Raw genomic sequence first — 24,995 nt, 5'->3', positions numbered from 1 at the left:
TCGCCCAGGGCACCGTACTGTCCGCCGTATCCACCGGACCGTCCTGAAGGGACACGCGTTGACCAGCGATGTCATAGTCGATCTCGCCGCACTGGGTGAGGACTTCACCCGCGACCCCTACCCGGTGTACGCGGAGCTGCGGGCACAGGGCCCCGTGCACCGTATCCGGATGCCCGAGGGGGCCGACGCCTGGCTCGTCGTCGGGTACGAGGCCGGGCGGGCCACGCTCGCCGACGACCGGCTCTCCAAGGAGTGGCGCAGGGCCGCACCCGGCCTCGGTGTGCAGGCGGTCTCGCCCGCGCCCACCATGCTGAGCTCCGACGCACCCGCCCACACCCGGCTGCGCAAGCTGGTGACGCGGCACTTCACACCCCGCCGGGTCGACGAACTCGCCCCGCGCATCCAGGAGATGACCAACGGCTTCGTCGACGCGATGCTGGCCGCCCCGGACCGCACGGCCGACCTCGTCGAGTCGCTGTCCTTCCCACTGCCGATAACGGTCATCTGCGAACTGATCGGCGTGCCGACGCTCGATCAGGACAAGTTCCGCCAGTGGTCCAACATCTCCGTCTCGGCGCCCGCACTCGAAGACCGGCTCGCCGCCGCGAAGGCGATCGACGCGTACCTGAGGTGCCTGCTGGACGAGAAGCGCGCCGATCCCGGCGACGACCTGATCAGCGCGCTGATCCAGGCCGTCGACGACGAGGACGGGGACCACCTGTCCGGCCCCGAACTCCTCGGCATGGCCTGGCTGCTGCTGGTCGCGGGCCACGAGACCACCGTCAACCTCATCTCCAACGGCATGCTCGCCCTGCTGTCCCACCCCGAGCAACTGGCCGCCCTGCGCGTCGACTTCGACGGGCTCATCGACAACGCGGTCGAGGAGATGCTGCGCTACGACGGCCCGGTGGAGACGCCGACGTACCGCTTCACCAAGGATCCGGTCGAGATCGGCGGCACCCTCATTCCCGGCGGCGGCCAGCTGGTCCTCGTCGCCATGGCCGACGCCAACCGCGACCCGGCGCGTTTCGAGGAGCCGCACCGCTTCGACATCCGGCGCGATGCCCGCGGCCACGTCGCCTTCGGCCACGGCATCCACTACTGCCTGGGCGCCCCGCTGGCCCGTCTGGAGGCCCGGATCGCGGTCCGCACGCTGCTCGACCGCTGCCCGGACCTCACCCTGGACATCCACCCGGCGGCCATCCAGTGGCGTACGGGGATGCTGGTGCGGGGGCCGGAGGCGCTGCCGGTCAGGTGGTAGCTCAGCCCGCCGGGATCTCCGCCACCGGCACCACCCGCCGCTCCCGGCGCGACACCTCGCAGGCCTCCGCGATGCGCAGCGCGTGCAGGGCGTCGCGGCCGTCGCAGGGGTTCGGCGCCTCGCCCCGTACGAGCTGGAGGAAGGCGTCCAGTTCGGCCTCGTAGGCGGGGGCGAAGCGTTCCAGGAAGCCGGGCCACGGCTTGTCGGGGCGGCCGGGGCCGTGCGGTTCGGCGGAGGTCAGCGGGGTGCGGTCGTCCAGACCGACGGCGAACTGGTCCCTTTCTCCGGCCAGTTCGAGCCGTACGTCGTAGCCGGCGCCGTTGCAGCGGGCGGCCGTCGCCGTCGCCAGGGTGCCGTCGTCCAGGGTGAGGACGACGGCCGCCGTGTCGACGTCGCCGGCCGCGCGGAACATCGCGGGCCCCGCGTCCGAGCCCATCGCGTACACCTCGGTGACCTCGCGGCCGGTCACCCAGCGCACGATGTCGAAGTCGTGGACCAGACAGTCGCGGTAGAGCCCGCCGGAGAGCGGCAGATAGGCGGCGGGCGGCGGCGCCGGGTCGGAGGTGACGGCCCGCACGGTGTGCAGTCGGCCGAGCCGCCCCGAACGCACGAGGTCCCGGGCGTTTCGGTAGCCCGCGTCGAAGCGGCGCATGAAGCCGAGCTGGAGCTCGGTGCCCGCCGCCTCGACCGCGCGGAGGGCCTCAAGGGTGCCCGGCACGTCCAGGGCCACCGGTTTCTCGCAGAAGGCGGGCAGTCCGGCGTGTGCGGCGGCCGTGATGAGCCCGGCGTGCGCGGAGGTCGCCGAGGCGATCACCACCGCGTCGACCCCCGAGAACGCATCCGCCACCGTGGCCGCGGCCGTCGCGCCGGTCAGCGCGGCGACCTCGGCGGCCCGCGCGGCGTCGGTGTCCGCGACCACCAGGCGCTCGACCCCGGGATGCCGGGCGAGGACTCCCGCGTGGAATGAGCCGATCCGTCCCGTTCCGATCAGTCCGATACGCATGGGCACACCGTGGCCGTGGAGGCTCATCCTGTCAAGAGTTTGTCCTGACAATCGAACTTCTGGACTTCCCGTCAACATCCCGGCGCATTACGCTCGCTCCGTGCCCAAGCAGCCCAGACCAGCGATGGACTTCCCCAAGCCGCTCCAGCTCAGCGTGGACCGCACGAGCCCGGTCCCGCTCTACTTCCAGCTCTCGCAGCAGCTGGAGGCGGCCATCGAGAAGGGCACGCTCACGCCCGGCAGCCTCCTCGGCAACGAGATCGACCTGGCGAGCCGCCTCGGCCTGTCCCGCCCCACGGTCCGCCAGGCCATCCAGGCCCTGGTCGACAAGGGCCTCCTGGTCCGGCGCCGGGGGGTGGGCACCCAGGTCGTGCACAGCCAGGTCAAGCGCCCGCTCGAACTGAGCAGCCTGTACGACGACCTGGAGGCGGCCGGCCAGAAGCCCGCCACCACCGTCCTTCGCAACACCTTCGAGCCGGCCACCGCCGAGGTCGCCGCAGCGCTCGGGGTGCCCGAGGGCAGCGACGTACACCTGGTGGAGCGGCTGCGGTACGCGCACGGCGAGCCCATGGCGCGGCTGCGCAACCACCTGCCGGCCGGGCTGCTTCCGCTGGACACGGAGTACTTGGAGGGCACCGGCCTGTACCGGCTGATGCGGGGCGCGGGCATCACCCTGCACAGCGCGCGCCAGACGGTGGGGGCGCGGGCGGCCACCGCGCAGGAGGCCGACCTCCTCACCGAGACCGTGGGCGCGCCGCTGCTCACCATGGAGCGCACCACCTTCGACGACACCGGCCGGGCGGTCGAGTTCGGCTCGCACATCTACCGGGCCTCGCGCTACTCCTTCGAGTTCCAGCTGCTCGTACGCCCGTGAGATACGCCCGTGACGGGCGTGGGCGGTCCCGGAACGCTCTTGAGTAAGAATGTTCGGACAAAGTATTGACGGTGTTGCGGAACCGCCGCTAGAACTCACGTGCCGCAACCGGGCGGCCGGGACAGAAGGCGGAACCCATGCGCACACCCCGCACGGCAACCACGGCGGCCGTGGCCGTCGCCGCACTGACGCTCGCGCTCGGCGGCTGCAGCAGCTCGGGGGGCAAGAGCTCCGAGGACAAGGGTTCCGGATCACCGGGCGGCGGCAAGGGCGTGAACACCCCCCGCCTCAAGATCGCGATGGTGACCCACTCCGGCGAGGGCGACACCTTCTGGGACATCGTCCAGAGCGGCGCGAAACAGGCCGCGGCCAAGGACAACGTCGACTTTCTGTACTCGGCGAACAAGGAGGGTCAGCAGCAGGCGCAGCTCGTGCAGGCGGCCATCGACCAGAAGGTCGACGGCATCGTCGTGACGCTGGCCAAGCCGGAGGCGGTCAAGGACGTTGTCAAGAAGGCCGTCGCGGCGGGGATACCCGTCGTCACGATCAACTCCGGCGCCGACTTCTCGAAGGAGTTCGGCGCGCTCGGCCACATCGGCCAGGACGAGGGCGTGGCCGGCGAGGCGGTCGGCGACGAGCTCACCAAGCGGGGCAGGAAGAAGGCCCTGTGTGTCATCCACGAGCAGGGCAACGTCTCCCTGGAGCAGCGCTGTGCGGGAGCGAAGAAGACCTTCCGGGGCAGCGTCGAGAACCTCGATGTCGACGGCACCAACACGCCCGCGTCCACCTCGTCCATCGAGGCCAAGCTCCAGTCGGCCAAGGACATCGACTCGGTCGTCACGCTCGGCGCGCCGATGGCGGCCGCCGCGGTCAAGGCGAAGGGCGACGCGAACAGCTCCGCCGAGGTCGACACCTTCGACCTGAACGCGGCCGTGATCAAGCAGTTCAAGGCCAAGGAGATCGGCTTCGCCGTCGACCAGCAGCCCTACCTCCAGGGCTATCTCGCCGTCGACGAGTTGTGGCTGAACAAGACCAACGGGGACGTGATCGGCGGCGGCCGGCCGGTCCTGACCGGACCCGCGATCGTCACCGAGAAGGACGTGCCGACGCTGGAGAAGTACACCGCCCGCGGTACCCGATGATCGCCCGGCGACCCGGCGTGACCCATACTTGGGCGGCCGGGGCAGGCCTGAACCAGCCCCGGAGGCACCCGGTGGTACAGCAAGAAGGGCACGGCGTCGTGGCAAGGGTTCGGACAGGGGTACGCGTCATGGGCGCGGTGCTGGCAGCGGTGCTCGGGGCCTCCTTGGCGGGGTGCAGCAGCACCGGCGGCAAGCGCGCCGAGGACGCGCGCAAGTCCGCGCAGGCCCAGGGCAGGGCCGCGGTGGACACGCCCCGCTGGAAGATCGCGATGGTCACCCACTCGGGCGACGGCGACACGTTCTGGGACATCGTCCAGAACGGCGCCAAGCAGGCCGCCGTCAAGGACAACATCGACTTCCTCTACTCGCACAGCGACCAGGGTCAGCAGCAGGCGCAGTTCGTGCAGGCCGCCATCGACCAGAAGGTCGACGGCCTCATCGTCACGCTCGCAAAGCCGGACGCCCTCAAAGACGTCGTGGCCAAGGCCGAGAAGGCCGGCATCCCGGTGATCACCGTGAACTCGGGCTCGGAGAAGTCCAAGGAGTTCGGGGCGCTCACCCACATCGGCCAGGACGAGACCATCGCGGGCGAGGCCGTCGGCGACGAGCTCAGCAAGCGCGGTAGGAAGAAGGCCCTGTGCGTCCTGCACGAGCAGGGCAACGTCGGCCACGAACAGCGCTGCGCGGGCACCAAGAAGACGTTCAAGGGCGAGGTCCAGAACCTCTACGTCACCGGCACCAGCATGCCCGACGTGCAGTCCTCCATCGAGGCCAAGCTCCAGGCCGACCCGTCCATCGACGCGGTGGTCACCCTCGGCGCTCCCTTCGCGGACACGGCCGTCAAGGCCAAGCAGTCGGCCGGCAGCTCCGCCGAGATCGACACCTTCGACCTCAACGCCAAGGTGGCCACGGCCCTGGAGGCCGGCACGCTCGGCTTCGCCGTCGACCAGCAGCCCTACCTCCAGGGGTACGAGGCGGTGGACCTGCTCTGGCTCTACAAGTACAACGCCGACGTCCTCGGCGGTGGGCTCCCGGTCCTGACCGGGCCGCAGATCATCACCAAGGACCAGGCCGCCAAGCTGGAGGAGTACACGAAGCGGGGGACGCGATGAGCGCGACAGACATCGCCGAGGACGAGCGGCTGCTGCGCCGCTCGGTCTGGCGCAAGATCATCGGCCGTCCCGAACTCGGCTCGGTGGTCGGCGCCGGCGCCGTCTTCCTCTTCTTCTCGGTCGTCGCCGGAAGCTTCCTGCAGCCCTCCAGCCTCTCCACGGTCCTGTACGCGGCCTCGACGATCGGCATCATGGCGGTGCCGGTCGCGCTGCTGATGATCGGCGGCGAGTTCGACCTGTCGGCCGGTGTCCTGGTGACGACCTCGGCCCTGGTCTCCTCGATGTTCAGCTACCAGATGACGGCCAACGTCTGGGTGGGCGTGGGCGTCTCGCTCCTGGTCACCCTCGCCATCGGCGCGTTCAACGGCTTCATGCTGACCCGCACCAAGCTCCCGAGCTTCATCATCACGCTCGGTACGTTCCTGATGCTGACCGGCCTCAACCTCGGCTTCACCAAGCTGATCAGCGGCACGGTCTCGACGAAGTCCATCGCCGACATGGAGGGCTTCGAATCGGCGAAGAAGCTCTTCGCCTCCCAGCTGACCGTCGGCTCCGTCGACCTGAAGGTCACCATCCTGTGGTGGTTCGCGCTGGTCGCGGTCGCCACCTGGATCCTGCTGCGGACCCGCTTCGGCAACTGGATCTTCGCGGTCGGCGGCGAGGCGGACGCGGCCCGCGCGGTCGGCGTACCGGTCTTCAAGACGAAGATCGGCCTCTACATGGGCGTCGCGTTCGCGGCCTGGGTATCCGGTCAGCACCTGCTGTTCTCGTTCGACGTGGTGCAGTCCGGCGAGGGCGTCGGCAACGAGCTGATCTACATCATCGCGGCCGTCATCGGCGGCTGCCTGATCACCGGCGGCTACGGCTCGGCGATCGGCTCGGCCGTGGGCGCCTTCATCTTCGGCATGACCAGCAAGGGCATCGTGTACGCGGAGTGGAACCCGGACTGGTTCAAGTTCTTCCTCGGAGCGATGCTCCTGCTCGCCACCCTCCTCAACGCGTGGGTGCGCAAGCGGGCGGAGGCGACAGCATGACAACCACCCCTGAGAAGACGGCCCCGGAGAAGACGGACGGGCGCACCGCGCTCGTCGAGCTCGACGACGTCAGCAAGTACTACGGCAACATCCGCGCCCTGGAGGGCGTCTCCCTGGAGGTGCACGCCGGGGAGATCACCTGCGTACTGGGCGACAACGGAGCCGGCAAGTCCACCCTCATCAAGATCATCGCGGGGCTGCACCGGCACGACGCCGGCGGCTTCCGCATCGAGGGCGAGGACGTCTCGCTGAACAATCCCCGCGAGGCCCTGGACCGGGGCATCGCCACCGTCTACCAGGACCTGGCCGTGGTCCCGCTGATGCCGGTCTGGCGCAACTTCTTCCTCGGCTCCGAGCCCACCAAGGGCAAGGGACCCTTCAAGCGCCTCGACGTCGAGAAGATGCGCGCCACCACCCGCGCGGAGCTGCTCCGCATGGGCATCGACCTGCGCGACGTCGACCAGCCGATCGGCACCCTGTCCGGCGGCGAGCGCCAGTGCGTCGCCATCGCGCGCGCCGTCTACTTCGGCGCCAAGGTCCTCGTCCTCGACGAGCCGACCGCGGCCCTCGGCGTGAAGCAGTCCGGCGTCGTCCTGAAGTACGTGGCGGCCGCCCGGGATGCCGGGCTCGGCGTGGTTCTCATCACGCACAACCCGCACCACGCCTACCTCGTCGGCGACCGTTTCGTCCTGCTCAAGCGCGGCACGATGACCGGCAGCCACCTGCGCTCGGACATCACCCTGGACGAGCTCACCCGCCAGATGGCGGGCGGCAGCGAGCTCGAAGAGCTCAGCCACGAACTCCAGCGGGCCCCCGACCCCGGCCACCTCGGCGGGCCGTCCGACAAGGAGTGAGCAGGCCGCCCCGGGTCACCGGGGCGGCCCCCGGCGCACGGTCCGCCACCCCCAGGGGTGGCAGAATCGGCCCCGATGACCACGTACCGCGACTTCGCCCTAGCCCACCGGGGTTCCGCCCGGGCCACCGTGCTGCGCACCGTAGGCACCCGGGAACGCCGTTCGCACCTGACGGCCCCCCGGGTTCCCACCGTCGGCATCGACATCGGCGGTACGAAGGTGATGGCCGGCGTCGTGGACGCGGACGGGAACATCCTGGAGAAGCTCCGCACGGAGACCCCGGACAAGTCCAAGAGCCCCAAGGTCGTCGAGGACACCATCACCGAGCTGGTCCTCGACCTCTCCGACCGGCACGACGTGCACGCGGTCGGCATCGGCGCGGCCGGCTGGGTCGACGCCGACCGCTCCACCATCCTGTTCGCCCCGCACCTCGCCTGGCGCAACGAGCCGCTGCGCGACGCCCTCCAGGCCCGCCTCGCGGTGCCGGTGATGGTCGACAACGACGCCAACACGGCCGCCTGGGCCGAGTGGCGCTTCGGCGCAGGGCGCGGCGAGGACCACCTGGTCATGATCACCCTTGGCACCGGCATCGGCGGCGCGATCCTGGAGGACGGCCAGGTCAAGCGCGGCAAGTACGGGGTGGCGGGCGAGTTCGGCCATATGCAGGTCGTGCCCGGCGGTCACCGCTGTGCCTGCGGCAACCGCGGCTGCTGGGAGCAGTACAGCTCCGGCAACGCCCTGGTCCGCGAGGCCCGCGAGCTCGCCACGGCCGACTCCCCGGTGGCGTACAACATCATCGAGCGGGTCGGCGGGAACATCCCCGAGATCACCGGGCCGCTCATCACCGAGCTGGCCCGCGAGGGCGACGCCATGTGCGTCGAACTGCTCCAGGACATCGGCCAGTGGCTCGGCGTCGGCATCGCCAACCTGGCGGCCGCGCTCGATCCCTCCTGCTTCGTCATCGGCGGGGGCGTCAGCGCCGCCGACGACCTCCTGATCGCCCCCGCAAGGGACGCCTTCAGGCGCCACCTCACCGGCCGCGGCTACCGCCCCGAGGCGCGGATCGCCAAGGCTCAGCTGGGCCCCGAGGCGGGTATGGTCGGCGCCGCCGACCTCGCCCGGCTCGTGGCCCGCCGCTTCCGCCGGGCCAACCGCCGCCGCGTCGAGCGCTACGAGCGGTACGCCAAGGCCGCCGAAGCCGTCCGCAGGACGGGCACCACCCGCACCACCCAGGGATCCGACTGATGACACCGTCCGACCGCCCCGCGGTGCCGCGCCAGTCCCCGCCGCCGGACGAGAAGCCCCCGGAGACCCGCCGGCACATGATCCGGCGGCGCTGGATCACCGCGGTGATCATCGTGCTGCTCATCGGGGTGCCCGCCGGATATCTGGCGATCTCCGCCGAGCAGAGCCGCACCAGCGGCCGCGACAAGGAGTCCGAAGCCTCGGCGCACGGCCTCCAGAACGACTGGCCGTCCAAGACCCAGCGGCGCATCTACGACGTGCCCGTCCCCGACGACGCGGTCTCCGTCGCCTACTACGAGACGAACAGCTGGAAGGTCAGCAAGCTGTACGTCCAGTTCAAGACCAGTGCGGCGGGCCTCGCGGAGTTCATGAAGGACGGCGGCACCAGCACGGCCGCCCTCAAGCCCGGCGACGTGACGATCGCCCCCGAGGACGCCCTGAAGGTCGGCTGGACCTTCCCGGCGGGCCATGACTGGGCGGGCACCACGCACGCCCAGAAGGACCCGCTGCCCACCCAGAACATCACCGTCGACGAGACCGACCCGGACAAGCCGGTCGTTTTCGTGGTGTCCACGGCAACCCCCTGACCCCACCCCGGGGCCGGGCAGCGCCTCACTGCGGTGGAGCAGGTGTCATCGGTCCCTCCTTCGGAACGACCCGGCACATGCTGACGTCCTTCGACTTCGCCGCGCCCGGCCCTCACCGATGAATCCGTAGATCACTTCACATCAATACCGGGAGAACCCGTGACCGTGAGCAAGAACATCAACAACCCGGTGGGCATGGGCGGCGGCCAGCGCAAGAAGCTGTCCCGCACCGAACGGCAGAACAACGGTCCGCACCGCAACCTCGACCGCCGGGGTGCAGCCGACCAGAAGGCGGAGCTGGTGCGCAAGATGCGCGAGAAGACAGGCGCGGCCGAGGGCGCCGGGCAGACGGGCGACGACACCGCACAGAGCTGACGCCGCCGAGCTCAGCGGCCGCCCACGCACAACGCTCGGTTGGGAAACCCCGGCCGAGCGCCTGCACAAACCGCTCGCGGCCCGGTCGAACCGACCACGTGCTGCACCGGTCTCCAGAAACCGCGAGGTGCCGGCTCACTGCCGGGCGCGCGACGCCGCAGGCTCCCGTCAGCGCGGTGACATCGGCCTCGTTCCGGGCGAGCAGTCACACCGTGCCGTACACCTTGTCGGCGAAGGTCTGCGCCTCGGCGGTGTGCAAAGCCTCGGCGCCCAGCCGGTCACCGCCACGGCCTCGGCCCCGTCGAACGCGGCATCGCCGACAGCATGATCCGTACGTCCGTCGGCCTGGAGGATGCCGACGGCCTTCGGCCGACTGCCGCTCCTGGGTGGCCTGTTGCCGTGCCACCCGGGTGTCCGAGTAGGGTCGGGGGCTGCGTGACGGCTGACGGCTGCACCCTGGCCTCCCGGTCCTTGTGGGGACACATGCGTACGTGGCCTTCCCGGCCCCACCCGGGAAGGGCGCACGGCATGCGCGCGTACGGGCCCCGTACGCGCCGGGCACCGGGATGCGGCTCCTGACGTTTCGCGGGCATGACAGCGGCTCCCTCAGGGGGCCGTACCCCTCTACACAAAGAGCCGCGCGTGCGCGGCCGCAGATCAGGAGCACCAGTGCAGGGCACCCCCCACATAGCCGGCACACCGCACGACGGGCGATCGTCGCCCCTACCCCCTGCGCGCAGTGCGCAGCACCCAGGGCGGGACATGACGCAACGCCTGCCGCACCAGGTGGTGGCGACCCACGTGGCCCCGGTGACACGGCGTCCCCGGGCCGCCGCCCCTCAACTCCCTGTCTTCATCGACCAGTCGGGCTGGCGAAGGCGGACGCTGCAAGGCGTGGGGCTGGCCGTGGGCCTCGCCTGCCTCGGGTATCTGCTGTTCGCCGGAGTGCTGATCAGCGGACTCCGGCAGCCCGTCGGCACGCAACCGCCGAGTACGAACGGACCTGCGCGTTCCGGCCCGGACACCGGCAAGTCGTCGCACGGCTCCGGCACACCGGTCCGGGCCGACGCCCACGCGGACCACTACCGCCGCCCGCTGTCCGGCAGATCCGCACCGCCGTCGGCCGGAGGCCCGAAGCAGTGAGCCGGCGCGCCGCCGTCCGTCGCCCGCCGCGCGGACACTGGCTGGTGCTCCTGCTGGTGCTCCTGGTGGTCGGCGTCACTCTCCTCTTCGAGGGCTGGACGACCCACCAGGTCGACGCCGCGCGCGTCAAGCCGCCATGCACCCGACCGATCCCGCGCGAGGCGGACGACGGGAAGCCGCTGCTGCGGTTCGGCCCCAAGGGGGTCACCACGGCAGCCATGCCGCCGGGGACCGTCGCCCTCACCTTCGACGGCGGGTTCGACCCGGTGTGGACGCCGCGCCTGCTCGACCTGCTGCGCATGCACCACGCGCGGGCGACCTTCTTCGTCTACGGGCAGGATGCTGCCCGGCACCCGAAGCTGCTGCGGCGGATCCTGGACGAGGGCCACGAGATCGGCTCGTACACCTACAGCGGTGGCGATCTCGGTGTCGCCTCGCCGCTGCGCTCGCGCCTCGAACTGTCGCTCAGCCAGGCTGCTTTCGCGGGTGCGGCGGGCATCAACACCACCTTGCTGCGGCTGCCGCACACCACGGCTGCGGACACGCTCTGCGGCCCCGAGTGGCCGGCCGCGCAGCGCGCGGCGGCGCAGGGGTATCTGGTGGTCGCGTCGGACCACAAGGACCGCGAGCCGTGGCGGGGGGTGGTCACGCAGCACAGCCAGACCGATCTGGGCTACCACGAGGCCGAGGACCTGCTGCGGGACCCCGGGGCGAAGCGGTTCACCACCATCAGTGGCGGGCTCGGGCGCCCCGCCTTCGTCGACGGGGTGCCGGTCGCCCAGGAGATCAAGGGCGAGGGCCTGATCTGGTCGGCGCGGCTCGGGCACGCCTTCCTCACGGCGATGGTGTGGGCGCTGACCCTCACCGGCGTGCTCGGTGTCCTGCGGATGCTCCTGTTCGCGGTGTTCGCCCGGCTCCACGTGCGCAGACTGCACCGGTACCGGCCCGGCGCACCACGGCTGCGCGAGGTGCGGGACCCGGTGACGGTCCTGGTGCCCGCGTACAACGAGGAGGTAGGCATCGCCTCCACCGTGTACTCGCTGCTCGCCTCCACCCACCCGCACTTCGAGATCATCGTGATCGACGACGGCTCGACCGACGCCACCGCCGACATCGCGGAGGGCATCGGTGACCCGCGGGTGACGGTGATCCGGCAGCCCAACGGCGGCAAGCCCAGCGCCCTCAACACCGGCCTGGCGCGCGCCCGGCACGACATCGTCGTCATGGTCGACGCGGACACCGTCTTCGAACCCGAGGCGCTGGCCCGTCTTGTCCAGCCGCTCGCCCACCCGGCCGTCGGTGCGGTCAGCGGCAACACCAAGGTCGGCAACCGGCGCCGCCTGCTGGGCAAATGGCAGCACCTGGAGTACGTACTCGGCTTCAACCTCGACCGGCGGATGTTCGAGGTCCTGGAGTGCATGCCGACGGTGCCGGGGGCGATCGGCGCCTTCCGCAGGGATGCGCTGATGGGCGTCGGCGGCGTCAGCGACGAGACCCTGGCCGAGGACACCGACCTCACGATGGCGCTCTGGCGGGCCGGCTGGCGCGTGGTCTACGAGCAGTCGGCGGTGGCCTGGACCGAAGTGCCCACCACCCTGCGGCAGTTGTGGCGCCAGCGCTACCGCTGGTGCTACGGCACCCTCCAGTCGATGTGGAAACACCGTCACGCGGTGACGGAGGTCGGCCCCGCCGGACGCTTCGGCCGTCGCGTGCTGCTCTACGTCACGCTGTTCCAGATCGCGCTGCCGCTGTGCGCACCGGTCGTGGACATGTTCGCTCTGTTCGGGGCGCTGTTCCGCGACCCCGGGGAGGCAGCCCTGGTCTGGTTCGGGTTCCTCTCCGTCCAGTTGGTCACCGCCGTGTACGCGCTGCGGCTCGACCGCGAACGGCTGCGCGTGCTGTGGGTGCTGCCGCTCCAGCAGTTCGTCTACCGGCAGTTGATGTACCTGGTGGTCATTCACTCCGTGACCACGGCGCTGCTCGGCACCCGCCTGAAGTGGCACAGCATGAAGCGCGCCGGAACCGCCGACCCGTATCTCCTCGAAGCGCCGACCGGAGATCCGCTCGACGAGCCGCCCCCGCGGCGGAGCCTGTCGTCGCGGTGATCCAGGTCCGCGAGGGGCGGGATGCGACAGGAGGGGAACCGGCGAGCGGCCGCGCGAGTCGGAGCTGGGACGTGACCAAGGGAGTTGACGATGACAGACCCGCTTGACCAGCGGGCCGGGCGCACCATACCCACGGGGGAGCAGGGCAGGCACGGCGATGCCGTGAGTCGTCCTGCGCACTGGGGGCCGTACGCCGATCCGGATCCGTACGCCGACCCGGATCCGTACCTTGAACCGGATCCGTACGTTGATCCGGATCCGCGCGTCGGCCAGGGCCTGTACGCGGCCCCGGAGGACTCTGCCGTGCGTGAGCGGTTCGCCGAACGCCCCAGCTCTCGCTACGGCCCCCGGCGCGCCCACGCCCGGCAGCCGAAGAAGCGCAGGAGGCTGCGGCGCGCGGTGCTCGTTCTGCTGGCCGTTGTGGCTGTCGCGGCGGGCGGCACGTACGGCTGGGCCGAGACCCGCCTCCAGCGTGACGTCGACCTCGGCGCGTACGGGGACCGTCCGCCGCCCGGAGAGGGCACCAACTACCTCGTCGTGGGCTCGGACAGCCGCGACGGGCTCTCCGAGGACGACGCGAAGGAACTGCACGCCGGCGGGGGCGGCGGTCGGCGCACCGACTCGATGATGCTGCTGCACACCGGGGCCCACGGCACCAGCATGGTCAGCCTGCCGCGCGACTCCTGGGTCACCGTGCCCGGCCGCCTCGACACGTCGACGGGCAAGACCAAGTGGCCCGAGGGGGACAAGCTGAACGCAGCCTTCTCCTACGGAGGCCCCGAACTCCTGGTGCACACCGTCGAGAAGAACACAGGGCTGCGTGTCGACCACTATGCGGAGATCGGCTTCGCCGGGTTCGTGAACATCGTCGACGCCGTCGGCGGCGTTCGGATGTGCCTGGACCGGGACATCAAGGACGAGAAGTCGGGCGCCGACCTGCTCCGGGGCTGTCAGACGCTGAACGGCAAGCAGGCGCTCGCCTACGTCCGTCAGCGGCACCAGGAGAAGGAGGGCGACCTGGGCCGGTCGAGGAACCAGCAGAAGTTCCTGGCGAGCCTCGCCCACCAGGCCGCCCAGCCCGACACCCTCTTCGACCCGCTGGAGATCGGTCCGGCCGTGCAGGCCGGCCTCGACACGCTCATCGTCGACAAGGGCATGAGCCTGAGCGATCTCGGCAGGATGTTCCGCGCCGTACAGAGCATCGCGGGCGGACACGGCAAGCAGCTCAACGTGCCCGTGTCCGGGATGGGCGTCCCCACCCCCAAGGGCAACGTACTGAAGTGGGACCCCATGAGGTCGGTGCAGTTGTTCGACGAGCTGCGGCATGACCGGCCGGTGACCGAGACGGGGAACCCGCCCCGCCCCTGAACCCATCGTCGCCGACGTCCTGGCCACGGCGGAAGGAGGCCGGCAGATCGCCGTCCTCACCCCGGAGGCCGAACCGCACCACCGCGGCTACCAGACGGGCACTCGGCGGGAGCCGTCGGCGGCGGGGCCGAACGCGCCGTCCCCGTCCCCGTCCGCGTACTCGTTGCCGAGTTCGTCCTCCGCCTCCAAGCCGAGGAGGACTGGGCTTCTCGTCGCCATGTCCCTCAGGAAGGGGGCGGAGCGATGGAGTACGAGACGGTGAAGGGGTTGTGCTCCATCTGCCGCAGGGCCCACGGACAGCCCGTGGGCATGCCGGCGGGTGGATGGGCCCAACTGGACGTCTCCGGTGTTGCCGGCCCCGCTCAACTCCGGACGCCCACGTGCCCTGACGACGGGACGGTCACGGGCGCGTGTCGAAGCGGTGCCGCAGGGCTCCGGTGGGGCCGAGTGTGCTGGTGGGGCCGCCGCGATCCTGCTGATCAGTGGTGCAGCCCGACAGGGCGATGACCACGGTGGCGGCGAGCGCCAGCCCGTACGCGGTCCTTGGTGACAGCCCCGGTGACGCAGGCCGTATTGCCGGTCCGGATGCCGTAGTTGCTGCCTTCCGTCCTGGACATCGCGATGGCGACCAGCAGATCACCCACAGAGAGATGGACGGGACCGGCGATGCGTACGAGGACGGGACGTACATCTGCCGGGCTGATGCTCCCCTGCACGCGAAGCTCGTTGAGCGCGTGCTCGACGGCGGTGGCCTTTTGGCGGGCAGCGCTCTCGTCCCTTGGTGCCATCTCGCCTGACTGGCGCCCCCGGTTGTTGTCGGGGTAGTTCGGCGGGATGCCACTGCTCGGTGCCTGGGTGGTGGGAGAGGGGGAACCTTGCGCGCGCGGCGGGTTTCAGTCGGCTCGTTGACCTGGGGCCGCCCTTTGTTTTCCGGTTGACCGAGGGGCAGGCCAACTCACTCTGTACGTCGGGGGGTTCGGCCCGACAGGAGCAGGTCCACGATTTTCTCGGGGAGATCCTCGACGAAGACCACGCCTGTGACCACCTGCCGGTAGAAGACCGGTCCCGCGAGGATGTCCATGAAGATCTCGACGTCGACATCGGCCGGAATGTCTCCGCGCTCCACGCCGCGGTTGATCAGGACTTCGCAGTTGGCGCGGCGTTCGTCCAGGAAGTGCCGACGGAACCCTGCGAGGGTGCCGGGCTCGTGGGCGAGGTCACTCAACAGGGCTGGAAGCGCCGTTCCGGCGGGTGTCGAGGTGTAGTTGGAGATCGTCCCCTGGAGCCAGGCGATGAGGTCGTCGCGGGTGTTTCCGGTGTCGGGCACCGGGCCGGTGGACAGGGTGGCCCCCAGCGCCCAGCCGACGAGATTCCCCTTCGACGGCCACCAGCGGTAGAGCGTCGCCTTGTGGACGCCGGCGCGGGTGGCGACCTGTTCCATGGCCAGGCGCTGATACCCCTGTTCTGCCAGCACGTCCAAGGTGGCTTTGAGGATTGCTTCGCGTCCGCGTGGCCCCTCGGCGCTGCCTAGCGCGATGTGGTCCCGCTCTCTCGGTTTTGACATGAGAGCCATTCTCCATGCCAATATGTGCGACGCGACGTCGCGTCGCATTTGTGTTCCGGAGGAGAGACCGGAGGAGAGAAGAGAAGGGGTGGGCCTTGCCGGCACAACCCCGGCCGTTGCCGCGACCTCGCTCTGCGGCTGGCGGAGCGGTGGCAGGCCCAGACCTTTACTTTGTCTTTGCCCGCGCCGGCGATAGGTATGCGTGTGTCTGAGGCGAAGTTGCTCAGTCATCGTTTCGGGGTGATCCGGGGCATCACGGCTGCCTGCCTGCTGGGCGGGATGGCCGGCTGGTCGCTCACCGCGGTGGGGGCCATCGCCTCGGGGATGGCGGACGCCTACCGGGTGGATCTCGCAACGGTGGGGATCTTCACCACCGCGTTCGCGGCCGCCTACGCGCTCTGCCAGATCCCGGCCGGCGCCCTGGTGGACCGGATCGGTCCGCGAGGCGTCGGGGTGGCAGGGGCACTGGCATGGCGGTCCGTCTGGATCACCAGCGTCGTATTCGCCGCGGCCGGCCTCCTCGCATGCCTGGCGACCGCGCCTTCGCCGGGCCGGGGCGTGCGCCCCGGACCCGAGGGGGCACGGCGGTCCGTCGTGAAGGACTCGGAGCTGTACCGCCTGGCGGCGGTGCACACCGTGACCTTTGGAGGAGGCATCGTCCTGAGCAACTGGGCGGCGCTGATCCTGGATCGGCAACGCCGTCCTGGAACACACCCAGGACTGGGACTACGACTGCGTCGCCGGCCTGGTCCTCGGAGCTGTACCCATCGCCGTCGCCGCCATGGCCGCCGCCCACAAGAACGGCAGGCCGCTGCCGGCCGTCGCCATCCGCAAGGAAGCCAAGAAGCACGGCCTGGGCCGCCGCACCGAGGGAGTCGACCTGGCCGGGCGGCGGGTGCTTCTGGTGGAGGACACCTCCACCACCGGCGGCTCGCTCCTGACCGCGGTCGAGGCCGCGCGCGCGGAAGGAGCCGAAGTGGCCGGCGTGGTCCTGCTCGTCGACCGCGGGGGAAGCCGCGCCATCGCCGAAGCCGGTCTGCCCGTCCGCTCCGTATTCACCGCCGACGACCTGCTGTAGGGACACCCCGTGACACACGCTCACCACCCGCACGACACCACGAGAGCACCCGCCACCGCGCGCCCGCTCCCGCGCAGCATCGCCGTCTACACCGGCTCCGCCCTCGGGGCCTCGCCCGCCGTCGCCGAACAGGTCCGCGCCTTCGGCTCAGCCCTCGCCAAGGAGGGCATCACCGTGGTCTACGGCGGCGGGCGCGTCGGGCTCATGGGTGTCCTCGCCGACTCCGCCCTCGCCGCGGGCGGCAAGGTCGTCGGCGTCATGCCCCGATCCCTCGTGAACAGCGAACTCGCCCACACCGAACTCGACGACCTCCAGGTCGTGTCCACCATGCACGAACGCAAGGCGCGCATGGCGGAGCTCGCGGAGGCATTCGTCGCACTCCCCGGCGGCTCCGGCACGCTTGAGGAGTTCTTCGAGGTGTGGACCTGGGGCCAACTCGGCCTGCACACCAAGCCGGTCTCCCTGCTGGACATCGACGGCAGCTGGCAGAGCCTGGTGGCGATGCTGCAGGACATGGTCAACGGGGGCTTCCTCGCCCGGCGTCACCTCGACGGACTCGTCATCGCCAAGGACACCGACAGTCTTCTTCAGCAACTGTCGTCCTGGACCCCACCGCAAGCGAAGTGGACATGAACGCAACCCGCACCCTTCAGTCCGTCGGCTGGATCTGCATACGCGACGGACGACTGCTCGTCGTACGCTCCGTCGGCCGTGACGCCTTCTACCTGCCCGGCGGCAAGATCGAGCCGGGCGAGAGCCACCAGCAGGCCCTGGTCCGGGAGGTCAGGGAAGAGCTCACCATCGAGCTCGCCCCACAGGGCCTGGCTCCTGCCATGCTGGTCAGCGCAACCGCCCACGGCCTGGACAACACCCAACTGCACATGCACTGCTACACGAGCCCCGGAAACGGCGAGCCGAAGCCCGCGCGGGAGATCCAGGAACTGGCCTGGGTCGACTCCCACGACACCAGCCGTTGCGCACCGGCCGTGGTCACCGTGCTGCGCAATCTGCACGCCCAAGGACAATGCCGTTGACGGCACCCCGGCCCCAGGCCGTCGACCGCCCCCTCCTCCACCCCATCCGGGGTGTCCTCGCCGAGGAGGGGCGCGCAGCCAAAGGCGCCCGGGCACCCCATCCGAACCCAGACACCCTCGTCCGTGGGGCCGCCGGACACGCCGCCCTCCCGGTGGCGCCCACTCCCGACTTCTACATGCTCGAACAGCGGCACGGCCAGGCCGTGCTCCAGCGCGGCCTGGTGGGCGCAGTGGACCTGGCGGCCGTAGCCTCACGGCGACTGCACAAGCACGAAGGCGTCATAGACGCCCAAGTCGCCGTGTAGGAAAGGCTGCTGCGGCACCGCGGCGGGAACGATGAGCCCATCCTGCTCATGGCGCCGAGCCTCGGGACCGTCAGCGACTACCTGGACCGCCTGGCCACAACCCCGCCGGACTCGGTGACCGTCGCCGGGGACGGCACCGAGCAACGGATCTGGGCCTGCCACAACCCCGAACCGATCGCCCAGGCCCTACGGCTCGCGGATCCGCACTTGTTGGTGGCCGACGGACACCACCGTCTGGAGGCCGCACTGCGCTTCCACCGGAACAAGAGCAACGACGACTCGGGCCCGGCAAGCCGCATCCTCGCCCTCGCCGTGGACTCCTCGCGCTTCCCTCCCAAGCTCGCGGCGATCCACCGGACGGTGCCGGACATCGACATCGGACAAGCCGTCCGTACGGCGTCACGCTTCGCCCGCGTCCGCCGGCTCCCGACCCCGTTCGAGCCCCCGCACCCCGGACACCTGGTCCTGTGCGCGGAAGGCCAGGCATGGGAGGTCTCACAGATCTGCCCGTCCCTGACCGACAGCCGACTGCGGGAACTGCCCCGGCAGTGGCACGACCTTGACGCGGCGCTCGCCACCCATGTGCTCATCCCGGAACTGTGCGCGGCCCCGTCGGTGGAACGCCCCTTCTCCTACACCCACGCCCTGCCCAGCCTCACGGCACGAGGCCAGGTGGGCGTCGTCCTGCCCCGCCCGACACTTGCGCAGATCTGGCGCTGCGCCGAGTCCGGAGTGGCGCTCCCCAGAAAGAGCACCTCCTTCACCCCGAAGCCCGAGCCCGGACAGATCAGCTACCTCTTTGAGTACGAGTACGAGTACGAGCACGAGTCGAGATGGGAGACAGCGGGAGTGTCCTGATTCAGGTGACCACGCGAGCACCGAGCGTTCCACCTGGTCGACCGATACAGACATGCCCCGCTTATAGGGGCTGTCGTGACAGATGAGAGGGTCGTGCGGGTGAGCGAGACACCGAAGAACACCCTGCAATACCGCGTTGACGGGCCAGAAGACGCTCCTGTCCTGGTCGTGGGTCCCTCGCTGGGTACCACATGGCACAGGTGGGCGAAGCCGTCTTCTGGCGTCCATGTGGTCCAGATCGGGAGCGTTTGACCGAGTTGAGATCTTGCTGTCCAGCCGCGTCAACGCTGTTGGTGACACGGGCGTGACAGATGCTGACCCCCGTCGGTCTGTTTCGGCGGGGGTTCTGTCTGCGAGGTCGAAGGCGCGGCGCTGGTCGGCGGCGGCTTGGGAGGAGATGCTTCCGGCAGGTCGTGGTGGCCCAAGAATTCGAACAACTGTAGGCGTCGTGGTGCGGGATGGCTACGATCGCAGTCGTCCGCCGTGGCCTGTTGCGGGGGCAGATAGTGCAGCAAGTGGGCGTCGGATGACCAATGAGGAGCTATCTGGAGAGGCGGCCGATGATCGCACGAGTGTCCGTAATAGCCTTGGCATTCGTTTGGATGCGTTCCCGTGTCTAGGGCCGGTTGAGATCTGTTGGTTTTGTGGTTGAGGCTGCTTCCGGTGGCGCGGGGCAAGCGATAAGGATGAGCGCGTACAGCCCTGCTGGGGAGAGCGTCGGTGCAGTACGAGAGCGGGTTGGTCGATGGCAATCGCGGCACGAGAGCCCTTGGGTGTGGTTGCGGGAGCGCTGGCTCCCGGCGAACTCGTACCCCGCGATGCGAGCCTGGCGGTTGTTGAAGCCGAGGGGGCGAAGGTCGTTGCGGCCTACCGATTCGAGGCGCGAGAGCGGGAGCGACGGGCGGCTGCGGGTATGCCACCCCTGACGCGACCGGATGCCCTGAACCTCTTGATGGCGCTGCCGCTCGGCGAGCCTGTTCCTGCCGGATCACTGAACGGCAGGGAACGCCGAGCGTTGAAGTGCCTGCCGAAGGGGGCGGTGGTCCGACGCGACGGATTGATTACCCGTCTGGCAACCCAGCCGGTCCATGTCGACATGGTGTTCGTGCCCGGACGCAGCTGGGAATCGGCGATGGAGCGGGCCGAGCGGTTCACGCCATTCACTGCTCGTTCCGTATTGATCGATGGCGCGTTGCGGCGCAAGGACGAGGCGGTGATGCGTGCTGACTTCTATGGCATCGGATTGCTCCACGTCCAGGGGGATGCGGTCGAGGTTGTTGTGCCACCCAGCCCCTTCGTACGCAAGCGCCATACGGTTGCTGGCTGGAAATTCCTGGAAGACGTCCACTGTCAGCTCCCCTGAGGGGGTGCATTTGGCTATGGAGCGACGGGCAGCGTCGCCCATGTTTTGAGCGGTGCGGGTACTTGGAACCCGGACTTGTGACTCGCGCCTACTCCGATGCGCTGGTTTTCCAGTGCGTAGCGGTCGACGGCTGCGGCGCATTTGTTGCGCCACCACGTCTTACGCTCGGAGCCGGTTCGGTAGCTGGCCATGTCGTTGACCCATGCGCTCCAGGTGTGGATGTTGTGGTTCTCGGCCTCGCGCCGCGTTTCACCGTCGGAGAGGTAGAAGCTGTCGAGGCTGCGTCCGTCGCACTCCTCGCAGTCGCAGGTTGCCGGATCGGCATTGCCGTAGACCTTGGACAAGAATTCGGCGCCCTTGAAGCACATCAACTGCGGCATCAGGATGTGTGGGTACGCGGGGCCGCCACCGCGCTTGCCTATCAGGGCCTTCTCGTCGGGCGGTATCGCGTGTCGGAGCGAGCTTTGGACGCCGATTCCGGCGCACAGGGCGCCGTGCGCCATCACGTCGAGAGCCGCGAGGTCTGTGCGCAGCAGTGACATGTGCTCGACCTCGGTGAACAGTCGGCGCAAGTTGGCTGGGACGTCCTTCGTCTGTCCCATTGGGTCGAACTGACGGAAGAGGATGACTGCCTTCGGGTGACGGATCTTGGCGCAGACCGCGATCAGTTGGCCGATGTTCTCCCGGTTCAGCCAGGTGACATCGATCGGAAGGGAGACCAGCGTGTCGGCTCGCTCGATCCGGTTGGCTTCCCGCAGTACTGCCTTGAGGGCACGGGAGTTCGCCGGCGGTATGTAGCCGGTGGGTGTCAGTGCTGCGCTTGCTCCCCGAGCCTTCTGGAAGTTCAAGGAGTCGTCCACGGCGCCGAACAGTTCGTCGGGGGGAGCCATGAACGGCTCCTCCGCCGTTGCCGTGTAGGTGGCGTACACGGCGCTGTCGATCAGCAGTGTGCCTGTGAAGCCGACGTCGGCGCGGAGCTGGAACGCTCGAGTGTCGGCGTTGGCACCGGTCATGACCACGCCGCCCAGGTCATCATCCAGGGCAGGACGAGGCCGGGGAACTGGCTGGGTATGTTCGTGTAGCAGTACACGTCCCTGCAGAAGCGGCACCGCTGCCACGGTGTGGTCGAGCGTCTTCACGGCGGGCGGTCGCCGCCTGGGATCGGGGGCGTTGCTCATGAATCACCTCGCAGAAGGGTCCGGCACGTCCTTGTGTCCGGACGGAGAAGAAGCGCACAAGTAGATCTCGTGGAACTCCTCACGACCCAGGCCCGCCAGGTGAGCGGTCTCGGTCGCACTGAGGTGGTGCTGTTCCTCAAGCCGGATGACGGCCTGAGCGATACGGCGCGGGGTCTCGCGCCGGATGACGATTGGTTCGTTGGTGCGGTAGCCGAGTGCGGACAACTCGACCATGAGCGTGCGGTACTGCCATTCGCTGATCACGCCCAGGTCCACGGCCCGCCGGATGAGAGCGGCCATGGAGACTCCCCAGCGGGCTTTGAGGTCCATGAGGCGAGCGACGTCGATGCCGGGCTTGAGCTCGCTCAGGATCACCTCGTGCGGCATGAGGAACTCGGCGGCGAACCGGTCGGCCTGGGTCTCCTGTGCACGTCCCTCGCCTGGCTCGCGGTGCATGATCAGATGGCCCAGCTCGTGAGCGAGACTGAAACGTGAACGATCCCCAGGCGCAGTGGAGTTGAGGAGCATCAGCGGCGCCCGGTCGTGCGGCCACTGGCTGACGGCGTCGAGTTCGGTGGTGCCCAGATCGCGGACGACGACCAGGGCGCCGACGTCTTCGAGGAGCGTGACCAGGTCGTCGATGGGACCGATGGGAACGTTCCACTCGTCGCGCAGCGTCTCCGCGGCGTCCGCGGGGGTGTCGAAGTCGTTGACCTCAATGGGCCTGAACCGGTGGGGGCGACGGAGGGCCGCTGCCTGCGTCACTGCTTCGACCTGGAGGCGGGTGAGCGCCAGCGTCGCATGGATCCGGCGCAGTGCGGGGGCTCCTAGGGAGGCCCGCTTGCGGTGGTGTACCAGCCCGATGCCTGCCCCGGCCGTTTCAGTGGCCTGGCACAGTATCTCGGGTGTGAAGCGAAGCGCGGCGGCGAACAGGAGGACCCGCTCGGCCCGGACCGGGATGCGTCCGGCTTCGGCCCGGCTTACGTACCCCTGCGTGATGCGGTTGCCCTCTACGTGCGACATCTGTTCGGCAAGTTCGGACTGGGTCCACCCCCGAGAGTCGCGCGCCAGGGCAAGCATGGCGGGATCCGCCAGCAACCCTTGCTGATCACTCACAGTCCACCTCCAGTCCTGGCAAGTTTCAACTCCACTGAGGATACACGGTTTTATTTCCAAAAATATTCCGCGCATGATCCGCAGAGTGCGATCTCTCCAGGGGTATCACGCACCACTGACAGTCCAACTGAGCGTTCCATGAGTGGTGTTGGGCGAAGCCTCTGGACGCACACCCAACGGGGCAGCGCTGCTGCCCCGTTGGCTCGGTGCCGATTCGGTAGGGCAACCTGCCTCTCGGCCGCTGTCTGGGGATGATCCGTCGTGAGCCTGGCGATGTCCTCGATGGCAGAAGTAGAGGCCGTCACGCGACCGGTTCGGCCGGGGCGGCGGCGCCCAGCACTTGCGTCCATCCCGGGCCCGCAAATGGTCACCCGCTCTGCTGACGGTCTCTGACGCGGCTTGACCGCAAAGCTGCGGGGTGTGTCGTTTGCCTGCGGTGTCTGCGCCCTCGGCTCATCGCATTCCCGAGAGCCGTCGCCCATGCCGGCGTTCGCGCGGGGCGCGTTGAAATGCGCTGACGCACGGTTTTTGGCGCGTGGTGGTGTGGCGGGGTAGAAGCGTCTGGCTGTCGGGAAGCATGACGTTCAGCACTGCTGCTGCACCGTGGACTGGCTCCTGACTTTTGTGACCGACGTGTCCTGACCATCCTGTGTCGACGCGGGGCGAGGCAGTGAGCTCAGACGCCGGACCGGGCGAGCGTGTCCAGAGCACTGCATTGCGGGCGCCTCCTGCACGGTGTCACTTGTGACCGCTCTCCGGGCCGGCGGCGAGCCTTGTGAGTGGGCGCTGAAGGGGGTGAATTGGCCATCGAACCGCCAAACCCTCAGCAAGGCGTGGACCACTGTGCGCGTGGCGGAGAGGTGGTGCTCGGAGTCGATTCGCATCGTGATGTCCACGTGGCGGCTGTGGTTTCGACGGTGGGGGAGGTCTTGGCTGTTGAGCGCTTCCCAACCACGGCGAGTGGTTATCGAAACCTCGTCGAGTGGGCCCTTTGCCGCGGCGTGGTGCGGCGGGCGGGGGTGGAGAGTTCCGGCAACTACGGGGCGGCCCTGTCTCGATATCTGCTGTCTGTAGGCATCGCGGCGGTGGAGGCTCCCGGCCCTGGCCGATCGGCCAGGCGCCGACGGAGTAAGTCGGATGAGGGCGATGCCGTGGCTGCTGCCCGCTCTGTGCTCAGTGGCCGTGCTCAGTGGCCGGTGAAGTCGGGGAGTGGCCCGGTCGAGATTGCCCGCATGTACCTGATGGCCAAGGACTCTGCGGTGAGCGCCAAACGGCAGGCCGTGAACCAACTCAAAGCCCTCTTGGTCACGGCCGACCCGGCCCTCCGAGACGAGTTGCGGAGCCTTTCACGCCGTGGGCTCGTCCTTGCCTGCCTGCAGTTACGCGAAGGCGGCGAGGGGATGGACCCGGTGGTGAGAGCAACGAGGTTCACGGTGCGGGTGCTGGCCGAGCGCATTGAGCAGCTCGGTGTGCAGGCTCGAATGCTGGAGCAGCGCCTGGCGAACGTGATCGGAACGCACTACCCCCGCCTCATGGACTCTGTCGGAGTCGGCCCTCACAGCGCAGCGGTGTTGTTGACGGTCCTGGGTGACAACAGCGAGCGAATGCGGGGCGAGGCGTCGTTCGCGGCGTTGTGCGGGGCAAGCCCGGTCGAGTACTCCTCGGGCAGCAGATGCCATCGCCGGCTCAACCGTGGCGGCAACCGGCAGGCCAATGCCGCCTTGCATCGCATCGTGCTGACCCGGCTGCGCTGGGACCCGCGGACCCAGGCGTACTACGAGCGGCGGGTGGCGGAAGGGAAGACCCGCCGGGAGATCATCCGCTGCCTGAAGCGGTATGTGGCCCGGGAGGTCTACCGCCTTGTCCAGGGGCAGCGGCAGGGCCCGGCTTGCTCGTGAACGGCCCTCTCGCCCCCTGGCCGGTGAGGGGGGGGCTCTGCTCGGGGCGTGAGGTGGTCCGCATTCGACTGAGATGTCGAGGATCACGGACGTGGTCGGAGGGCGATCGCGTGGTGACCACCGTGCCCCGGAGAACGACTGGCGGTCGTCTTCTCGCGTCTGCGGATACGGCCCTCGACCACGCGTGAAGCGTTGGTCGGGACGACAGGATTTGAACCTGCGACCCCTTGACCCCCAGTCAAGTGCGCTACCAAGCTGCGCCACGTCCCGATGCCCGTCTGACCTGGTGTTTCCACCGGTTATTCGTGCAGGAAAACCATATCAGGGGACTGCGCGTCCTCGGCCGATCACAAGTGGGTGCCGGGATCCGGTCAGTGCGACCGGGTGCCTGAGCATCAAGGGGTTCCTGCCGTTGTGTCGACGGCTGCGTCGTGCACATGCGCAGCAGGGTCCGGGGTCTCCGCTGTGTATGTCGCTGGGGCGTGCGGGGTGGCTGTG

Annotated in this window: 25 protein-coding genes and 1 tRNA gene; 20 read left to right on the top strand and 6 right to left on the bottom strand. The window is 69.3% G+C overall.

Annotation, left to right across the window (positions count from 1 at the left end; translation table 11 throughout):
* Positions 1-58 precede the first annotated feature (58 nt).
* On the top strand, positions 59-1,261 hold the full coding sequence (locus IE206_RS22055) for a cytochrome P450 family protein (RefSeq protein ID WP_189964634.1): 1,203 nt from the start codon (positions 59-61) through the stop codon (positions 1,259-1,261).
* Position 1,262: 1 nt separating this feature from the next.
* Here the strand turns inward: IE206_RS22055 and IE206_RS22050 are convergent, their stop codons facing one another.
* Positions 1,263-2,264 carry a Gfo/Idh/MocA family protein gene (locus IE206_RS22050; RefSeq protein WP_189964632.1) on the bottom strand — a complete coding sequence of 334 codons (1,002 nt, stop codon included), beginning with the start codon at positions 2,262-2,264 and terminating at the stop codon, positions 1,263-1,265.
* 124 nt (positions 2,265-2,388) lie between these two features.
* Between IE206_RS22050 and IE206_RS22045 the strand changes: the two genes are divergently transcribed.
* The 11 genes from IE206_RS22045 (at position 2,389) to IE206_RS21995 (ending at position 14,103) form a co-directional block, all read left to right on the top strand.
* Positions 2,389-3,138 (top strand): GntR family transcriptional regulator, encoded by a 750-nt coding sequence (locus tag IE206_RS22045; RefSeq protein WP_189964936.1) that lies wholly within the window; start codon positions 2,389-2,391, stop codon positions 3,136-3,138.
* A 137-nt stretch (positions 3,139-3,275) separates the two neighbouring features.
* The gene (locus tag IE206_RS22040) at positions 3,276-4,280 is read left to right on the top strand and encodes a substrate-binding domain-containing protein (RefSeq protein WP_189964630.1); all 1,005 of its coding nucleotides are present in this window, start codon (positions 3,276-3,278) and stop codon (positions 4,278-4,280) included.
* Positions 4,281-4,378: 98 nt separating this feature from the next.
* Positions 4,379-5,392 carry a sugar ABC transporter substrate-binding protein gene (locus IE206_RS22035; RefSeq protein WP_373300964.1) on the top strand — a complete coding sequence of 338 codons (1,014 nt, stop codon included), beginning with the start codon at positions 4,379-4,381 and terminating at the stop codon, positions 5,390-5,392.
* A complete protein-coding gene (locus IE206_RS22030) occupies positions 5,389-6,426 on the top strand; it encodes an ABC transporter permease (RefSeq protein WP_189964628.1) in 1,038 nt (345 codons plus the stop codon). Before IE206_RS22035 ends, IE206_RS22030 begins: the two co-directional genes overlap by 4 nt.
* A complete protein-coding gene (locus IE206_RS22025; RefSeq protein ID WP_189964626.1) occupies positions 6,423-7,280 on the top strand; it encodes an ATP-binding cassette domain-containing protein in 858 nt (285 codons plus the stop codon). Before IE206_RS22030 ends, IE206_RS22025 begins: the two co-directional genes overlap by 4 nt.
* A gap of 75 nt (positions 7,281-7,355) precedes the next feature.
* Positions 7,356-8,525 carry an ROK family glucokinase gene (locus IE206_RS22020; protein WP_189964624.1) on the top strand — a complete coding sequence of 390 codons (1,170 nt, stop codon included), beginning with the start codon at positions 7,356-7,358 and terminating at the stop codon, positions 8,523-8,525.
* Positions 8,525-9,112 carry a hypothetical protein gene (locus tag IE206_RS22015; protein WP_189964622.1) on the top strand — a complete coding sequence of 196 codons (588 nt, stop codon included), beginning with the start codon at positions 8,525-8,527 and terminating at the stop codon, positions 9,110-9,112. The genes IE206_RS22020 and IE206_RS22015 overlap by 1 nt, the downstream gene beginning before the upstream one ends.
* A 159-nt stretch (positions 9,113-9,271) precedes the next feature.
* Positions 9,272-9,487, top strand: a complete 216-nt coding sequence (locus tag IE206_RS22010) for a DUF6243 family protein (protein WP_189964620.1) — start codon at positions 9,272-9,274, stop codon at positions 9,485-9,487.
* Between the two features lie 762 nt (positions 9,488-10,249).
* Positions 10,250-10,630 (top strand): hypothetical protein, encoded by a 381-nt coding sequence (locus IE206_RS22005; protein WP_189964617.1) that lies wholly within the window; start codon positions 10,250-10,252, stop codon positions 10,628-10,630.
* Positions 10,627-12,735: a bifunctional polysaccharide deacetylase/glycosyltransferase family 2 protein gene (locus IE206_RS22000; protein WP_189964615.1), complete on the top strand. Its 2,109-nt coding sequence runs from the start codon at positions 10,627-10,629 to the stop codon at positions 12,733-12,735. The genes IE206_RS22005 and IE206_RS22000 overlap by 4 nt, the downstream gene beginning before the upstream one ends.
* A 90-nt stretch (positions 12,736-12,825) precedes the next feature.
* Positions 12,826-14,103, top strand: coding sequence for an LCP family protein (locus IE206_RS21995; protein WP_373300963.1), 1,278 nt, complete (start codon positions 12,826-12,828; stop codon positions 14,101-14,103).
* A gap of 87 nt (positions 14,104-14,190) precedes the next feature.
* Here IE206_RS21995 and IE206_RS43200 read toward each other — a convergent pair whose 3' ends face one another.
* The gene (locus IE206_RS43200; RefSeq protein WP_264198710.1) at positions 14,191-14,322 is read right to left on the bottom strand and encodes a hypothetical protein; all 132 of its coding nucleotides are present in this window, start codon (positions 14,320-14,322) and stop codon (positions 14,191-14,193) included.
* A gap of 263 nt (positions 14,323-14,585) precedes the next feature.
* On the opposite strand from IE206_RS43200, the gene IE206_RS21990 reads away from it, so the two are divergent.
* Positions 14,586-14,900, top strand: a complete 315-nt coding sequence (locus IE206_RS21990; protein WP_189964611.1) for a hypothetical protein — start codon at positions 14,586-14,588, stop codon at positions 14,898-14,900.
* Positions 14,901-15,058: 158 nt separating this feature from the next.
* Here the strand turns inward: IE206_RS21990 and IE206_RS21985 are convergent, their stop codons facing one another.
* Complete coding sequence (locus tag IE206_RS21985) at positions 15,059-15,667, bottom strand: TetR/AcrR family transcriptional regulator (protein ID WP_189964609.1); 609 nt, start codon at positions 15,665-15,667, stop codon at positions 15,059-15,061.
* 688 nt (positions 15,668-16,355) lie between these two features.
* Between IE206_RS21985 and IE206_RS21980 the strand changes: the two genes are divergently transcribed.
* The 6 genes from IE206_RS21980 to IE206_RS21955 all read left to right on the top strand — a co-directional run bounded on the left by IE206_RS21980 (position 16,356) and on the right by IE206_RS21955 (position 20,305).
* Positions 16,356-16,745 carry a phosphoribosyltransferase family protein gene (locus IE206_RS21980; RefSeq protein WP_189964931.1) on the top strand — a complete coding sequence of 130 codons (390 nt, stop codon included), beginning with the start codon at positions 16,356-16,358 and terminating at the stop codon, positions 16,743-16,745.
* A gap of 9 nt (positions 16,746-16,754) precedes the next feature.
* Positions 16,755-17,378: an LOG family protein gene (locus IE206_RS21975; protein WP_189964607.1), complete on the top strand. Its 624-nt coding sequence runs from the start codon at positions 16,755-16,757 to the stop codon at positions 17,376-17,378.
* Complete coding sequence (locus tag IE206_RS21970; RefSeq protein ID WP_189964605.1) at positions 17,375-17,779, top strand: NUDIX hydrolase; 405 nt, start codon at positions 17,375-17,377, stop codon at positions 17,777-17,779. The genes IE206_RS21975 and IE206_RS21970 overlap by 4 nt, the downstream gene beginning before the upstream one ends.
* Positions 17,776-18,084: a hypothetical protein gene (locus IE206_RS21965; protein ID WP_189964603.1), complete on the top strand. Its 309-nt coding sequence runs from the start codon at positions 17,776-17,778 to the stop codon at positions 18,082-18,084. The genes IE206_RS21970 and IE206_RS21965 overlap by 4 nt, the downstream gene beginning before the upstream one ends.
* A gap of 6 nt (positions 18,085-18,090) precedes the next feature.
* On the top strand, positions 18,091-18,942 hold the full coding sequence (locus tag IE206_RS21960) for a DUF1015 family protein (protein WP_226600010.1): 852 nt from the start codon (positions 18,091-18,093) through the stop codon (positions 18,940-18,942).
* Between the two features lie 745 nt (positions 18,943-19,687).
* Complete coding sequence (locus tag IE206_RS21955) at positions 19,688-20,305, top strand: hypothetical protein (RefSeq protein WP_189964601.1); 618 nt, start codon at positions 19,688-19,690, stop codon at positions 20,303-20,305.
* A gap of 14 nt (positions 20,306-20,319) precedes the next feature.
* Here IE206_RS21955 and IE206_RS21950 read toward each other — a convergent pair whose 3' ends face one another.
* Together IE206_RS21950 and IE206_RS21945 are read right to left on the bottom strand one after the other, a co-directional pair.
* Entirely contained in the window at positions 20,320-21,483 is a 1,164-nt protein-coding gene (locus IE206_RS21950; RefSeq protein ID WP_189964599.1) for a hypothetical protein, read from the bottom strand.
* Positions 21,484-21,486: 3 nt separating this feature from the next.
* The gene (locus IE206_RS21945) at positions 21,487-22,599 is read right to left on the bottom strand and encodes an ImmA/IrrE family metallo-endopeptidase (protein ID WP_226599748.1); all 1,113 of its coding nucleotides are present in this window, start codon (positions 22,597-22,599) and stop codon (positions 21,487-21,489) included.
* Between the two features lie 800 nt (positions 22,600-23,399).
* Between IE206_RS21945 and IE206_RS21940 the strand changes: the two genes are divergently transcribed.
* Complete coding sequence (locus tag IE206_RS21940) at positions 23,400-24,497, top strand: IS110 family RNA-guided transposase (protein ID WP_226599747.1); 1,098 nt, start codon at positions 23,400-23,402, stop codon at positions 24,495-24,497.
* Between the two features lie 193 nt (positions 24,498-24,690).
* Here IE206_RS21940 and IE206_RS21935 read toward each other — a convergent pair.
* A tRNA-Pro gene (locus tag IE206_RS21935) sits at positions 24,691-24,767 on the bottom strand.
* Between the last annotated feature and the right edge of the window lie 228 nt (positions 24,768-24,995).

The organism is Streptomyces violascens (assembly GCF_014649955.1).
Lineage (GTDB): Bacteria > Actinomycetota > Actinomycetes > Streptomycetales > Streptomycetaceae > Streptomyces > Streptomyces violascens.
This window is presented reverse-complemented; position numbering and strand designations above follow the sequence as displayed.

What these genes read in the sequence shown, in the direction of transcription:
- IE206_RS21985 (WP_189964609.1), bottom strand. Translation starts at nt 15,667, where the DNA reads ATGTCAAAACCGAGAGAGCGGGACCACATCGCGCTAGGCAGCGCCGAG.
- IE206_RS21995 (WP_373300963.1), top strand. Translation starts at nt 12,826, where the DNA reads ATGACAGACCCGCTTGACCAGCGGGCCGGGCGCACCATACCCACGGGG.
- IE206_RS22045 (WP_189964936.1), top strand. Translation starts at nt 2,389, where the DNA reads ATGGACTTCCCCAAGCCGCTCCAGCTCAGCGTGGACCGCACGAGCCCG.
- IE206_RS21950 (WP_189964599.1), bottom strand. Translation starts at nt 21,483, where the DNA reads ATGAGCAACGCCCCCGATCCCAGGCGGCGACCGCCCGCCGTGAAGACG.
- IE206_RS22020 (WP_189964624.1), top strand. Translation starts at nt 7,356, where the DNA reads ATGACCACGTACCGCGACTTCGCCCTAGCCCACCGGGGTTCCGCCCGG.
- IE206_RS22015 (WP_189964622.1), top strand. Translation starts at nt 8,525, where the DNA reads ATGACACCGTCCGACCGCCCCGCGGTGCCGCGCCAGTCCCCGCCGCCG.
- IE206_RS43200 (WP_264198710.1), bottom strand. Translation starts at nt 14,322, where the DNA reads ATGGCGACGAGAAGCCCAGTCCTCCTCGGCTTGGAGGCGGAGGACGAA.
- IE206_RS21955 (WP_189964601.1), top strand. Translation starts at nt 19,688, where the DNA reads ATGGCAATCGCGGCACGAGAGCCCTTGGGTGTGGTTGCGGGAGCGCTG.
- IE206_RS22050 (WP_189964632.1), bottom strand. Translation starts at nt 2,264, where the DNA reads ATGCGTATCGGACTGATCGGAACGGGACGGATCGGCTCATTCCACGCG.
- IE206_RS22025 (WP_189964626.1), top strand. Translation starts at nt 6,423, where the DNA reads ATGACAACCACCCCTGAGAAGACGGCCCCGGAGAAGACGGACGGGCGC.
- IE206_RS22040 (WP_189964630.1), top strand. Translation starts at nt 3,276, where the DNA reads ATGCGCACACCCCGCACGGCAACCACGGCGGCCGTGGCCGTCGCCGCA.
- IE206_RS22005 (WP_189964617.1), top strand. Translation starts at nt 10,250, where the DNA reads ATGACGCAACGCCTGCCGCACCAGGTGGTGGCGACCCACGTGGCCCCG.
- IE206_RS22030 (WP_189964628.1), top strand. Translation starts at nt 5,389, where the DNA reads ATGAGCGCGACAGACATCGCCGAGGACGAGCGGCTGCTGCGCCGCTCG.
- IE206_RS21970 (WP_189964605.1), top strand. Translation starts at nt 17,375, where the DNA reads ATGAACGCAACCCGCACCCTTCAGTCCGTCGGCTGGATCTGCATACGC.